At 52.8% G+C, this 14,089-nt stretch carries 10 protein-coding genes and 3 pseudogenes; 10 read left to right on the forward strand and 3 right to left on the reverse strand.

Features of this window, described 5'->3' with window-relative positions; translation table 11 throughout:
• Positions 1–7: 7 nt before the first annotated feature.
• Both F7Q90_RS03275 and F7Q90_RS03280 read right to left on the reverse strand, forming a co-directional pair.
• Positions 8–1,390, reverse strand: a complete 1,383-nt coding sequence (locus F7Q90_RS03275; RefSeq protein WP_039339318.1) for a diaminobutyrate--2-oxoglutarate transaminase — start codon at positions 1,388–1,390, stop codon at positions 8–10.
• Positions 1,391–1,853: 463 nt separating this feature from the next.
• Entirely contained in the window at positions 1,854–2,438 is a 585-nt protein-coding gene (locus tag F7Q90_RS03280) for a TetR/AcrR family transcriptional regulator (RefSeq protein WP_006122078.1), read from the reverse strand.
• A 94-nt stretch (positions 2,439–2,532) separates the two neighbouring features.
• On the opposite strand from F7Q90_RS03280, the pseudogene F7Q90_RS03285 reads away from it, so the two are divergent.
• From F7Q90_RS03285 to F7Q90_RS03300, 4 genes and pseudogenes are all read left to right on the forward strand, one after another.
• Positions 2,533–3,113, forward strand: a pseudogene (locus F7Q90_RS03285) (ABC transporter six-transmembrane domain-containing protein); the annotation flags it as partial.
• Between the two features lie 614 nt (positions 3,114–3,727).
• Positions 3,728–4,231 (forward strand): sugar dehydrogenase complex small subunit, encoded by a 504-nt coding sequence (locus F7Q90_RS03290; RefSeq protein WP_006122079.1) that lies wholly within the window; start codon positions 3,728–3,730, stop codon positions 4,229–4,231.
• Between the two features lie 24 nt (positions 4,232–4,255).
• Positions 4,256–6,382, forward strand: coding sequence for an FAD-dependent oxidoreductase (locus F7Q90_RS03295; RefSeq protein WP_006122080.1), 2,127 nt, complete (start codon positions 4,256–4,258; stop codon positions 6,380–6,382).
• Between the two features lie 249 nt (positions 6,383–6,631).
• On the forward strand, positions 6,632–8,176 hold the full coding sequence (locus F7Q90_RS03300; RefSeq protein WP_006122081.1) for a sensor domain-containing diguanylate cyclase: 1,545 nt from the start codon (positions 6,632–6,634) through the stop codon (positions 8,174–8,176).
• A 50-nt stretch (positions 8,177–8,226) separates the two neighbouring features.
• Here the strand turns inward: F7Q90_RS03300 and F7Q90_RS03305 are convergent, their stop codons facing one another.
• Positions 8,227–8,967, reverse strand: a complete 741-nt coding sequence (locus tag F7Q90_RS03305; RefSeq protein ID WP_006122082.1) for a nitroreductase family protein — start codon at positions 8,965–8,967, stop codon at positions 8,227–8,229.
• Positions 8,968–9,287: 320 nt separating this feature from the next.
• On the opposite strand from F7Q90_RS03305, the gene F7Q90_RS03310 reads away from it, so the two are divergent.
• The 6 genes and pseudogenes from F7Q90_RS03310 to F7Q90_RS03335 all read left to right on the forward strand — a co-directional run.
• Complete coding sequence (locus F7Q90_RS03310; RefSeq protein WP_006122083.1) at positions 9,288–10,391, forward strand: ABC transporter ATP-binding protein; 1,104 nt, start codon at positions 9,288–9,290, stop codon at positions 10,389–10,391.
• A gap of 20 nt (positions 10,392–10,411) precedes the next feature.
• Positions 10,412–11,690 (forward strand): annotated as a pseudogene (locus F7Q90_RS03315) (ABC transporter substrate-binding protein).
• A 4-nt stretch (positions 11,691–11,694) separates the two neighbouring features.
• Positions 11,695–12,612 (forward strand): carbohydrate ABC transporter permease, encoded by a 918-nt coding sequence (locus F7Q90_RS03320; RefSeq protein ID WP_006122086.1) that lies wholly within the window; start codon positions 11,695–11,697, stop codon positions 12,610–12,612.
• Positions 12,609–13,427 (forward strand): carbohydrate ABC transporter permease, encoded by an 819-nt coding sequence (locus F7Q90_RS03325; protein WP_006122087.1) that lies wholly within the window; start codon positions 12,609–12,611, stop codon positions 13,425–13,427. The genes F7Q90_RS03320 and F7Q90_RS03325 overlap by 4 nt, the downstream gene beginning before the upstream one ends.
• A 10-nt stretch (positions 13,428–13,437) precedes the next feature.
• Positions 13,438–13,833, forward strand: a complete 396-nt coding sequence (locus F7Q90_RS03330) for a metallophosphoesterase (protein ID WP_006122088.1) — start codon at positions 13,438–13,440, stop codon at positions 13,831–13,833.
• An 82-nt stretch (positions 13,834–13,915) separates the two neighbouring features.
• Positions 13,916–14,089: pseudogene (locus F7Q90_RS03335) on the forward strand (IS630 family transposase); the annotation flags it as partial.

Genomic DNA, 14,089 nt, shown 5'->3' on the forward strand with positions numbered 1-14,089 from the left:
ACTCCACTTAAACTGCTTCGACGCCTGCGGCAAGCAGGGCGTTTTCAAACTTATCCAGGAAAACCTGAAGCTCATCATGGTTGATCAGCAGAGAAGGCAGCAGACGTAATACGCTGCCGTGGCGGCCGCCACGCTCCAGAATCAGACCATTTTCGAAGCATTTTTTCTGCACCAGCGCAGACAGATCGCCATCAGCCGGGTAGCAGCCCATGTGATCCTGTGCTTCGTTTGGTTTGACCATTTCGATACCGATCATCAAACCCAGACCACGGACGTTGCCAATCGCAGGATAACGTTTTTGCAGCTCGGCCAGTTTGCCTTTCAGCCACTCACCTTTTTCTGCCACGCTGTCAGCGATGTTGTTTTCTTTCAGCAATTTCAACGTTGTCAGACCGGTTGCCATGGCCAGTTGGTTGCCACGGAATGTACCGGTATGGTGGCCAGGCGACCAGGCATCAAATTGCTTTTTAATACCCAGTACGGCTAATGGCAAACCGCCACCGACGGCTTTTGACATAACGATAATGTCGGGTTCAATGCCGGCGTGTTCAAAGGCAAAGAATTTACCGGTACGGGCAAATCCGGCCTGAACCTCATCCAGGATCAGCAGAATGCCGTGCTCCTGGGTGACTTTACGGATACGTTGCAGCCACTCTGCTGGCGCAGGATTGACGCCGCCTTCACCCTGAACGGCTTCCAGGATGACCGCAGCCGGTTTACGTACGCCACTTTCAACGTCGTTGATCAGGTTTTCGAAGTAGTAGGTCAGCGCTTTAACACCGGCTTCGCCGCCAATGCCCAGCGGGCAACGGTAAAGGTGCGGATAAGGCATGAACTGCACTTCCGGCATCATGCCGTCCACGGCTTCTTTCGGTGACAGATTACCTGTCACTGAAAGCGCACCGTGGGTCATGCCATGATAACCGCCGGAGAAGCTGATCACGCCTGAACGGCCCGTGTGTTTTTTCGCCAGTTTCAGCGCGGCTTCAACTGCGTCCGCACCAGAAGGACCAGTGAACTGCAGGCAGTACTCTTTGCCCTGACCCGGTAACAGAGAGAGCAAATATTCTGAGAACGCGTCTTTTAATGGCGTGGTCAGATCGAGAGTATGTAACGGCAAGCCGCTGGTAATGACATTTTGGATGCTTTGCAGTACGTCAGGATGATTATGACCCAACGCAAGCGTTCCGGCACCGGCAAGACAGTCAAGATACTGTTTGTTCTCAACGTCTGTGATCCAGACACCATTAGCTTTTGCGATCGCTAACGGCAATTTACGCGGATAACTTCGAACATTTGATTCAAACTCGGCCTGGCGGGCCAGATAAGACTCATTGTTACCGTTTAATGTATTCGCATTCAAACTATCAATACGGACTTTATCCGTCATCATATCTCTCCTACAACCGGGCGTGGCATCACGCTGCAGTTGGATAAGTGAATAAAATTTAGAACTCATGTTAAAAACGCGGCCAATATATTGTTTTTTAACACAGGACTCAATGATTAATTTTATGTCTTTTTATTAATTCATTTGTTATATAAAACAGTTGCTTACCGTTAATTTCGTCACTAAGTAAGCAACTTTTCTTAAAACAGATAATCAATAAAGTGCCAAAAAACACGCGCTTATCGGATCACGCATGCGTTTTACTAAGTAAAAATAAAGTGTGTTAGCAACCGTTTCGGTGCGGATAAGCGATAAAATTTGAGATTAATCAACCATAAAAATGTAAAACGTGCGCCATAGAGATGAAACAATATAAGGATAAGAGTAAATATAATTATAACTTCTGTTTAACATTCCTTTAATGTCGGTGGGCGTCAACGCCACGCTGTTGTTGCGGATACGGTTAACGCAGCAGTTTTACAAAGTGATGAATATCAGACATCACCTGCTCGACTCTCTCAGGCGAAGACTTAATACTGAGGAGATCGGCATAGCCATTCAGCATGGCATTGAGCTGGCGTGCGCTGCGCGCAACATCCTCAATCCGAAAGTATCCCTGTGCGACGCCAGCTTCGAGAATGCGACACAGCAGGGCATCCCAGCCGGCCGTAATTTTTTCGGCCAACCCGGCATAATCATCGTGATGGCCAGCCATCTGCCACACTGAAGCATAAAGTTGCCAGCCGGAATCCGCCGCATCAGGAATATGTCCTTCGATTAAACAGTATAGTTGCTGCTCAGGATCCAGCGCGGCCAGTTCACGGGCGAAGTCGTCGAGTTCGCCCTGCATAAAGCGCTCCAGCGCCGTTAAGGTCAGCGTGTGCCAGTCAGGAAAATAGTGATAGATATGACTGCGTGAAATGCCCAGCGTCGCGGTGAGCTCGCGTGTGGTGGCCTTTTCGAGCCCCTTTTCAAGAAAAAGCGCGACGGCGCCCGCCAGAATTTTTTCTTTCAGTGTTTCCCCGGCGGTTTGTGTTGATGCTTGCATCCTGACTCCTGAATTAACTTTGAGCAATCACGCAATTATGATGCGCTGGTACTTGAGCGACCGCTCAGTTTTAACAGTTTACGAAAAGAAAATCATGTGTTCTTCCAGAGCGACACTACCGAATACCGCGCCACATACCGCCATTGCAACCCTGAAAACGCTGGGGCGACGTCACAGTAAAAAGTTGACTCTCACCCTGTTGCGGGTCATGGCGGAAAATGTCTCCTGTTTGCTTTACCCGCTGTTAGCCGGGTTCGCGATTAGTGCCATTATCACCGGACATGCGCTCCAGGCCATGCTTCATGCGGTAATGGCCTTTACAATGTGGGAAACGGTGCGGCAAGGCGTAGGGTGGATACCCGAATTTTTGCACGGATCTATGTAGAGTTGGCGGTGCCGGTGGTCGTGGCGCAACGCGAAGCGTAATGCCTCAACGATTGCTATCCGTGTGACGCTGTCACGTGAGTTTGTCGACTTTTTTGAGCTGCATTTGCCTGTCTTGATAACATCCGTCGTCCCATCAGCGGTGCCGCCATCGTGTTGCTGGCAATTGCGTTCTGGACGGGCGTCGGTTGCCCGATCATTTTGCTGAGCCTGGCATGTTTCCTGCCGGGATTCTCACACAAAAATAAAGCCTTGTCTGGCCGGCTAAATAACCGACTGGAAAAAGAGATCAGCTTGCCGCCGGCACAACGCGCAGGACAGCCTGACGTAACAGGTTCACACACCTCACCCGTCTCAACGGTCAGTACCGCTTCGTATCAAATTTGTTTACTATCCATTTAATATATTCATAACCCAAATAACCATCTGGTTTAACGACTGCCAACAGGATAACGCTGTCCAGGCGCTGTTGGAGGATCACAAAACATCATGCTGGGTTTGCCGCTAACAGGTAAAAGATTTCTTGCATGCGTAACGTAAAGGACAGTGGCTGGCTTGTCGATAAAGTTAATCAGAGCAGGTCGTCGCAGTCATCACTTCGTCAAGTTTAGCGATGACGTAAGGCAAAGCATCCAGGACGCGATGCATTCTGGCAACACACTATTCGTATGCCAAAGAAGGATTTGCTGCCAGAGAAAGGCAGCTTTTTGACTGGATAATAGGCTTTGTTGAATAAATGGATTTTATGCTGTGGTACTATGAAAACGGTTGTTTCAGATAACATAAAATCAATGCATTACATGCTTGCGTATGACGGTGTTCTGTCTGGCATCAGCGTTTTCTACCAAAACAGTGCAGACAAAACAGAATGATTACCTATTATTCAACAAAGCCTGGATAATATGATGAATCACTATTCACGCCGACGCGTGCTGAAGATGGTTGGGCTTGTCGCTGTGGCCAGTGCGACCGGCCATCTGTTCCCTTTGGCGCCTCTCAACGCCGCGCAACCGAACATGCAGGCAGATGCCCTTGATGTGTTTATGCAGGTTTCACAGCAACTGACACAACAGAATGAGCTCAATGACACGGTAGGCAGTGCGCTGTTTGATGCGTTCAGTCAGACGCAGAAAAACTTCAGCGCGGCACTTTTTCATCTCAGCAACCTGTTAACGCATCAGCCCGACCTGTTACAACAGGCACGCCTGCAGTTTGCTGAAACTGAGGCGGCAAGCGCCAGGCTGGCCGGGGCGATTCTGAGCAGCTGGTATACCGGCATTGTCGGCAAAGGCAAAAATGCGCGCTATATCACCTATATCAACACGCTTGCGAATCGGGTCGTTAACGACAAACTGGTTCCACCGAGCTTCTCCTATGGCGTTTGTGGCAGTTGGGCGAGCCAACCGTGACTCTTTTCAAGAGTAATGTTATCCATGAAGAAGAATAATTCGGCTGATGTGGTCGTTATCGGTGCAGGCGTGAATGGCGCGTTACTGGCGACGCGTCTGGCGAAAGCCGGAAAGTCCGTTATCCTGCTTGAATCCGGACCTAAGGTCAGCCGTGGAGAACTGGTGGAGCGCTTCCGCAGTTCTGCCTTTAAGTCTGACTTTATGTCACCGTACCCCTTTTCACCGATGGCACCCCAACCGCGCTATACCCCAGAACCCAATGATTATCTGCAGCAACTGGGTCCTCAGGCATTTAATGCGCAATATATTCGTATTTTTGGCGGCACCAGCTGGCACTGGGCGGCTCAGTTGTGGCGCTTTGTCCCGAATGATTTTCAGCAACATTCGCTGTATGGCGTGGGAAAAGACTGGCCGATTAGCTATCAGGATCTGGAACCTTATTACTATGAAGCCGAAGTCATCGCTGGCGTCGGCGGATCGCCGGACAACGGCTCGCCTCGCAGTAAGCCGTTTCCGATGGAACGGGTGCCAGCCTCCTGGTTGCAGCAACGTGTCACGGCCCGACTCGCGCCAGACTTCACCGTACTGGATGACAGTACCGGCCGCAACAGCCGAAGTTACGATGGCCGACCGGCCTGCTGTGGAAACAATAACTGCATGCCCGTGTGCCCCATTGACGCGCAGTATCACGGTGGCCTGGCCGCTCAGCAGGCGGAAGACAGCGGCGTACAGGTAATCACTGAAGCTGTCGTTTATCAACTTGAGCACGATGCGCAGGGGCGGATTGTGGCCGCAAACTATTATGACTGGAATAAAACCCGCCATCGCGTGACGGCGCAGACATTTGTTCTGGCGGCCAATGCGATTGAAACGCCTAAGCTGCTGCTGATGTCCACCAGCGAGAGATTCCCACAGGGCATCGGCAATGCCCGGGACACTGTGGGCCGTAACCTCTGCGATCACCCCGCGATTGGCGTCACGTTTGATGTGGATGAAGAAATCTGGCCCGGACGCGGCCCCGTCAGCCCGTGCTCAATCGGGCAGTTCAGGGACGGTGAGTTTGCCGATGCCTTACGCAAGGGCATTCGCGCGGATGGCAGCCATCTTTATCCGGCCATGCCGTATACCGCCTATGCCCGGATTAACGACAGCGATATCTCCGCGCTTTATGCCTATTTTATGTACGGTGTAAAAGCAGATGATACACAGCCAGAAAAAACGGCGTTGCCGTTTCCGTTTAATCTCCGCTTCAGCATGGCGGCGTGGAATCTTCTGTTCCTTGACGGCAAGCCTTTTACTCCCGATCCCAGCCAGTCTGCTGAATGGAATCGCGGCGCGTATCTGGTGGAAGGGTTAACCCACTGCAGCACCTGCCATACGCCACGTAATTTCCTGATGGCGGAGGAGTCGGATAAATCGTTACAGGGCGCTTCTCTCGGGACCTGGTATGCGCCAGCGATTACGTCTGCTGCGTTACAAAGTGACGATCAGTGGTCACGCGAGTCGCTGGCAGCCTATCTCGCCAGCGGTCACGCCGATAATGGTGCAACGGCGGCCGGTCCGATGCTGGAAGCCATCGACAAAAGTTTTTCGCGGATGACGCCGGACGATCGGGCCGCTATCGCGACCTACCTGTTGCCTGCTGTCGATCACGAAGACGACAGCACGGATGCCGATGCCGACAGCGAGGAGCCCACTGTCGGTCTGACGCCCGTCACCGGGGACGATACACCTGATATGTTATCGGATATGACGGACGGCGAGCAGATTTACCGTAATAACTGCGCATCCTGCCATAACCTGGAAGGACAGGGACTTAACGGCCTGCCTGCCTTAACCAAACATCCGGTACTGGAGAAACCCAATGCGGATAACGTGGCGATGGTCATACTGGACGGTGTCTGGCCTGCAAAAGGGCAGGGCATGCTCAGTTTTGCCAAGACCTTAAATGACACACAAATTGCCGATGTCACGAACTACGTGATGCAGGACATCGGCAACAGTGCAGTGCGCATCACTCCGGCGCGCGTGAAAGCATTGCGTCAGGGCGGTGAGCCTTCACTGCTGCTGCCGTTGGTCCGGGGGGCGATGGTCGCAGGCGTGCTGGTGGTCATTGGGGGGCTGTTTTGGTGGTGGCGTCGTCGACGTTAAGGCATCTTCCCCTCTGTCTCTGAGGGCAGAGGGGAAACCTGATAATCAGCTCACTCGCCCTGCCGCATTATGCTTCCACCGCCGGAGAAGATTCTCTTTCCTCTCGCTGACATGCACAGCATGCGCGTGAAAGCGTAACCGTCATCTACACTAAACACAGTTGGCAGAAATGGCCTGTGTGGTTGTCATTGTTAACATGTTATTTCTGATATGTTGCGGTATCCCATAGCGAAAAAACGGTAAACCGGCATGGAATTACGTCGTAAAAAAGATGCTGCAATGATGCGCCTTTCCCCGCTGCTCAGAAGCATAACACTGGCCTGTAGTTTACTGACGCTGGGCGTGATTGTGGTTAATGCCTGGACGCTGCACATGGACTGGCAGAGAACCGTCCGGTCAACCGAGGAGCGTGCGATTGATCTCTCTGTCGCACAGGCCCGTCAGGCAGAAGATACCTTTTTGCAAATCGAACTTTCTCTGCGCGAGGTACAGCGCGTTATTCAGTCCCAGCCCGGAACGGATATTGACGTGGCGGAAGTCAATAACATCATGCGCACCTTACAAAGTCGCCTTCCTCAACTGGAGGACATGTTTTACTTTGACTCACAAGGGCGATGGATAGCCAGTTCGCTTACTGAGATGCCCAAAGGAAATAACAATGCTGACCGGGAGTATTTTATTTTCCATCAACATAATCTTCGTAGCAGCGTGCATGTCGGTCCGGCGCTCCGCAGCCGCAGCTCGGGACGCTATGTCATCCCGGTATCCTTACGGATTAATGACGACTATGGCGGCTTCAAAGGTGTGCTGCTCGCCACGATTAGCATTGATTATTTCCGCCATTATTACGATAACTTTGTTATCGGCCCGCAGGATTTACTGGTGCTTATGCTGGCAGACAGTACGGTGCTGTATGCGCGCCCTTTGCCAGACAGCTATATCGGCAAAAACCTCTCCTCCAGTCCACTTTTCCATCAGTTATTAGCCAATGCCGAGCGCGGAAGCGGCCAGTGGAAAGCCGAACTGGATGGCGAAAAGCGAATATTTGGTTTTGTCAGCTCCAGCCGTTATCCGGTAGTTGTGACTGCGGGATTTGATACCAAACGGCTTTTTTTAGAGTGGATGCAAAGCCGCGTGCAGGGGGTTTTACTGAGCCTTGTATTGCTGGTGGGCATTATTCTGCTCTGGATATTTATCCGGAATGAAGCCAGGCGCAGCCTGCGTTATCAACTTGAACTGACGCATCTTCGCGATGAGCTCACCGCCGCGAATCAGTCGCTGAAGAGTCTGGCAAACGCGGACGGGCTTACAGGGCTGGCAAATCGTCGCTATTTCGATCAATTCCTGAAAAAAAGCCTGCTCCATGCGCGCAGCAGCGGCGGGCCGGTGTCGCTGATCCTTTTCGATATCGACTATTTTAAACGCTACAACGATACTTATGGCCATGTGTCAGGTGACGAATGCTTACAGCAGGTCGCCCAGATACTGAAAACGTTTGCCCAACGTCGCACGGATATCGCGGCCCGTTATGGCGGCGAAGAATTTGCGATTGTATTGGCCGATACGTCGGCCCGGGATGCGTTGACCGTTGCCTTAAGTGTGGTCGAGACCGTCAGACAATGGGCCATACCTCATGTCTCAACGGGGCTCACAACGGGTTGCGTTACGCTCAGTGCGGGGGTGGCGGCTACGGAGGCTGGTGAAGGGCCAGAGCATGCAGAATCACTGATCAAGCGTGCGGATGATGCCTTGTACCGGACAAAACACGAAGGGCGAAACGGTGCTAGTCTGTAACGTCTCGCCATTCAGTGCCGCTGCCCGGATCAGCACCGGGCAGTGGTGTCTTACTTGTCGCTACCGAAGCCTTGCTTATGCAGTGCAGGCAGGACTTTGGGGAAATAGATGTGTTGGTAATAGCCACTCACGCTGTCACTCCAGCTTTCGCCGTCGGCGCGGCCTGTATCTTTCCAGTGCTGCACCATCTCGGCGTTATAGTGGGCAATCTGTTGTTCCAGGCCTTCGGTATGGTAGCTTTCCTCATGACGGAAAGTCTGCATTGGCAGGCGTGGCTTCTGAAACGCGGGTTGATCAACATAGCCGATAACCACACCTGCGACCGGGAAGGTATATTCTGGCAGGTTAAGTAGTTCGATCATGGCGTCAGGATCGCGGCGGATACCACCAATCGGCACAATGCCCAGTCCTTCTGAACGGGCTGCAGCCATGATGCTTCCCAGGGCAATACCCACATCCGTCGAGCCAGAAACAATACTTTCAATGCTTTGCTGGGCAATTTGCTCTTTGCCTACGGCGGCCATCGCCATCCGTGATTTATGCATATCCAGCACCACAGTGATAAAGACAGGGGCTTTAGCGATCCACGGTTGGCCGCCCGCGATTTGCGAGATAGTCTGGCGTTTAGCCGGATCGCGTGTCACCACCAGAGAAACCTGCTGTGAGTTTACGGAGGTAGGCGCGCGATAAGCAGTGCTGATTATGCGATCCAGAATGGCATCATCGACCGGCTGATCGGTGAAGCTGCGTTCGCTTTTGTGACGGGTAAACAGGTTAATTATCTCGCTCATCATCTCTCCTGACATCATCCTTTAAAAATCGTGTCGTGAGGATAACAAAAGAGTGCGCTGTGCTCTTTAACCGTACTGGCTTTCACCCACCAAAACAGGTTAACTGCCTTCAAACGAATCAGATCAGGTCCTGTCAGCAGCACGACACGAAGGGCGTCGATAGCCTGTCGGCACAACGCTTAACCGTCTCTGCACCTTGCAGAACCGTTAGCCGCCATAATCACATCACGTTCTGTCATTCTGCTGACACTTTTCAGCCATAAATCTTTCATTTTGCTCCGCTAGCTTACTGCCATTCTCATTGGCAGAGCGGCGAAGCTATGAGCCATTTGGCGCTTCACAACATCACTAAACGCTGGGGCGAAAAAACTGCTCTGGATAACATTTGTTTCGAAGCGGAAGAAGGAACCTTTGTAGCGCTGTTAGGTCCGTCAGGCTGCGGTAAGTCGACGCTGCTTCGGACGATCGCCGGACTGGAAACCGCGGATGAGGGAACGGTCAGTTTCAGTCATCGCGATATCACGCACCTGCCGCCATCAGAGCGCAAACTTTCGATGGTTTTTCAGTCGTATGCGCTGTTTCCGCATCTCAGCGTTCGCGAAAATTTGCTGTTTGGTTTAAAAGCGCGCGGCGAGGACAGGCAGACATTTGCTGGCCGCCTGAGCCGCGTCAGCAAATTAATGGAACTGGAGACGTTGCTGGATCGGTTACCTGCACAGCTTTCGGGCGGCCAACAACAGCGCGTTGCACTCGGACGTGCCGTGATTGCCAACAACACCTTATGCCTGATGGATGAACCCCTTTCTAACCTGGACGCGAAGCTGCGCCAAAGTATGCGTCGCGAAATTCGTGCGCTGCAGAGAGCGCTGGGCCTGACGATGCTCTATGTCACCCACGATCAGACGGAAGCGATGAGCATGGCTGACCGCATCATTCTGCTAAATGACGGCCGGATTGAGCAGCATGATACGCCAGACAACCTGTATAACAATCCGGCCAGTATTTTTGCGGCGCAGTTTATCGGTGCGCCGCCCATGAATATTCTGCCGCTGACCTCTGTCAACGGCAGGCACTTTTTGAGCCAGCCCACTCAGCCTGTGGTCAGCGAGTCGTCTGAGACGGCGCTCAGTCTGGGGATCAGGGCGGAAGATATCCAGTTCATTGATCCTCACAGTGCGGGGTTGACTGCCAACGTCGTGAACTACGAATACATGGGCGCAGATACGTTAGTAGTCTGTCAGCTAACAGGCAGCCAGGCCGTTTTAACCGTTACCGTGCCGGGCATGAAACGTTTTAACGAAGGTCATCTGACCGGGTTGCAATGGCCTGTCGATAAGCAATACCTGTTTTCCACTGCGAGCGGTAAACGCTGTTTACACGCTGAACAGCAGATGTCTGCCTCTTTCAAACAATACGCCGTTTAACTTTTACCTAAGGGAAAATCATGCCAGCCATTCGTCTGTCACGTTTGCTTTCAGCCTTACTTATCGCGACGAGCACGGCAGTCTTTGCCGCCGAGCCGGTCAAACTGCAAATGTATTACCCTATCGCGGTCGGTGGGGCGATCAGCCATACCGTGGAAGCGCTGGTGGCCGATTTCGAAAAAATTCATCCTGAGGTCAGCATTCAGCCTGTTTATACCGGTGACTACGCCACAACGGTTACGAAAGCCTTAACCGCCTTTCGTGGCGGGAATGCGCCGCAAATGGCGGTCATTGGTGATATCGAAGCCTACTCTCTGATGGATGCAGGGGCTATTGTGGCGGCCAGCGATCTGGCTCAGGATGACGCCGGTAAAAAATGGATCGACAGCTTTTACCCCGCTTTTTTGCGCCACATCAACGGCAAAGTCTGGGGCGTGCCTTTTCAGCGCTCGACGGTGGTGCTGTACTGGAATAAACAGGCGCTTTGAAAAAGCGGGTCTGGCTGCTGATACAGCGCCTGCGAACTGGCAGCAGGTGGTGGATTTCGGTAAAAAACTGGTCGTGAAAGACGGCGATAACGTCAGTCAGTGGGGCATCGAAATCCCGACGACGCCCAATGGTTACTGGGTTTTCCAGGGCTTTGCGGCCACGAACGGTGCGCATCTGGATAACGGCAAGGGCACGGCGGTCTATTTTAATACGCCCAACAATGTCGAAACGCTGCAATGGCTGACCGATTTAGGCCAGAAGGCGGGCGTTTCCCCGAAAGGCGCGATTGCCTGGGGCACGACGCCACAGGATTTCCTCAGTGGTAAAACGGCCATGATGGTTACCACCACCGGCAACCTGAGCGTGGTGCGCAAAAATGCCAAATTCCCGTTTGGTGTTGCCATGTTGCCTGAAAAAACACAGCGCGGCAGCCCAACGGGCGGCGGTAATCTCTATGTTTTCAAAAGTGCTTCACCGGAACAGCAAAAAGCCGCCATGGAATTTATCCGTTGGGTCACCGCGCCAGAGCAGGCGGCGCGCTGGAGTATTGCGACAGGCTATGTCGCTACCTCCCCGGCAGCATGGGAAACGCCAGCGATGCAAGACTATGTGAAGCAGGTTCCTCAGGCGCTGGTCGCTCGTGAACAACTGAAATATGCCCAGCCTGAACTCTCTACCTACAACAGTGTGCAGATACAGGAAGCCCTGAACCATGCCATTGAGGCGGCGGTGACGCAGTCTAAAACCCCGGCTGAGGCACTGGAAGCGGCACAGAAGCAGGCCGATCGTTTACTGAAGGCCTATCAGTAAGGGGATGGCGATGAACATGGCGGCAACAGCAACGCCCGCACCGCGTGTGCGGCGCGGTTCACTTCAGCTGTGTGGCTATTTGCTGATTTTACCGGCGCTGGGTTTTCTGCTGCTGTTTACCCATTATCCTGCGCTGGCAACGGTGTGGGAAAGCCTGTTCAGCGCTGCCCGTGCAGGTCATCCGGCCCACTTTGTTGGGCTGGATAACTACGCTGCGCTGCTGGATGATGATGTGTTTATCCGGTCGCTGTGGAATAACCTGTTGTATGCCTTGATCACTATACCGCTTGCGGTTTCCCTGGCGTTACTGATGGCCCTGGCCGTTAACCGACGGCTGGCGGGTAACGCCGCTGTGCGTGCAGCCTTCTTTATTCCCTCTCTGCTGCCGATGATAGCCATCGCCAATCTGTGGCTGTTTTTCTACACACCACAGCTGGGACTTCTGAATAAGCTGCTTGCGCTGTTTTCTGTCGCACCGGTTAACTGGCTCGGCGAACCCGGCACGACGCTCGGGTGCCTGATGGCCGTTTCTGTCTGGCGCGAGGCTGGTTTTTTTATGATTTTTTATCTGGCTGCGTTACAGCAGATCGATCCGCGCCTCAGCGAAGCAGCACAAATCGAAGGGGCGTCAAAGGGGTATTTTTTTCGCCGCGTCCAGTGGCCGTTACTGATGCCGACGACGTTGTTCGTGCTGATTAATGCCTCAATGAATGCATTTCGTATCGTCGATCAGGTGATTGCGATGACCAACGGTGGCCCGGACAACAGCAGCAGCCTGTTGCTGTTTTATATCTACCGTACGGCATTCAGCTACTGGGATCTCCCTGCGGCAGCGGCGATGACCGTCGTATTGCTGCTGATTTTAGCCCTGATTGCGGTGCTGAAATTTTCCCTGTTGGATAAGCGAGCGCACTATCAATGAAGCCTGAATTCTCTGCGGGCCGACTGTGTCTGAATATGGTTATCTGGCTGGCGGCGCTGCTGTGGTTGTTACCGATACTGGTGGCGTTGTGGGTAGCGGTTCACCCGGCGGCCGATCAGGGAAGCTTCTCGCTGTGGGCACCCCTGACGCTACAAAATTTCACGGATGCCTGGCACGCCGCGCCCTTTGGCCGCTATTTCCTGAATACCATAATGCTGGTGGTCATGATTGTGGTGTGTCAGCTTATCCTGGCCACGATGGCGGCGTACGCGCTGGTCAGGTTTCGCCTGAAATATTCGGGTTTTCTGTTCGCGCTTATCCTGTTACAGCTGATGATAAGCCCGGATGTCCTGATCCTGAATAATTACAAAACCATTGGTGCGCTGGGCTTGCGCGATACGTTGACCGGCATTGCCTTGCCGTATTTTGCTTCAGCATTTGCGATTTTCTTGCTGCGCCAGACCTTTAAAAGCATCCCTGTGGTGCTGGAAGAAGCGACCATTGTAGAGGGCGCCAGTCGGTTTTATATCCTGCGCAAAATCTATATTCCGCTGGCCAGGCCAATCTATATCGCTTTTGCACTGGTCTCCATTAGTTTCCACTGGAATGATTTTCTGTGGCCGCTGGTTATTACGGATTCTGTAAAAGTCCGTCCGTTGACGGTAGGACTGCAGTTATTTTCGGCACCGGAGCAGGGCGTGCAATGGGCACTGATTGGGGCGGCAACGATCATGACAACGCTGCCGCTGTTGCTGTTGTTTCTGGTGTTCCAGCGCCAGTTTATCCAGTCATTTATGCGCGCAGGCATTCGGTAAGGAAAATAACATGTTAACGCCGCACACTCTCAGCCCGTCACAACGTACCTTGCTGGCGGCTATTGCGTCGCTGTATCAGCCGCCATCGTTACGTGCGTTGCCCGTCAGAGATAATGGCATCCGTTTTGGTCTGCTTGCCGATCCTCAGTATGCTGATGTGGACCCGGATATCAGCAACAATCTTTACTACCGCAATGGCCTTAATAAACTCAGCCAGGCCATCAAGGCATTCAACGCGGAGCCGCTGGATTTTGTGGTGACGCTGGGCGATCTGGTGGATCGCCACTGGCAAAGCTATGCCGCCATACTGCCGGTGTTTGCCCGGTTACAGCATCCGCATGCTGTGGTACTGGGCAACCATGATGCGCAGACCATCGCTGAACGACTAAATAACTGCTCGGAATAGTAGATCCCTTAGAGGGAACTCAGTCCGGTTTATGCGATCTGATCAATCGCTGAATATCCCAAATCACCAGCCGGACTGAGCAATGTCGATCATAGCACCAATACCCAGAACCGAACGACGCCTGATGCAGAAAACTATCCATAAAACAAAGGACAAAAACCACGCCCGGCGGCTCACCGCCATGCTGATGCTGCATCGTGGTGACACCGTCAGTCATGTTGCCAGAACACTCTGCTGTGCCCGCTCATCGATTGGT

The organism is Pantoea stewartii subsp. stewartii (assembly GCF_008801695.1).
Taxonomy (GTDB): domain Bacteria; phylum Pseudomonadota; class Gammaproteobacteria; order Enterobacterales; family Enterobacteriaceae; genus Pantoea; species Pantoea stewartii.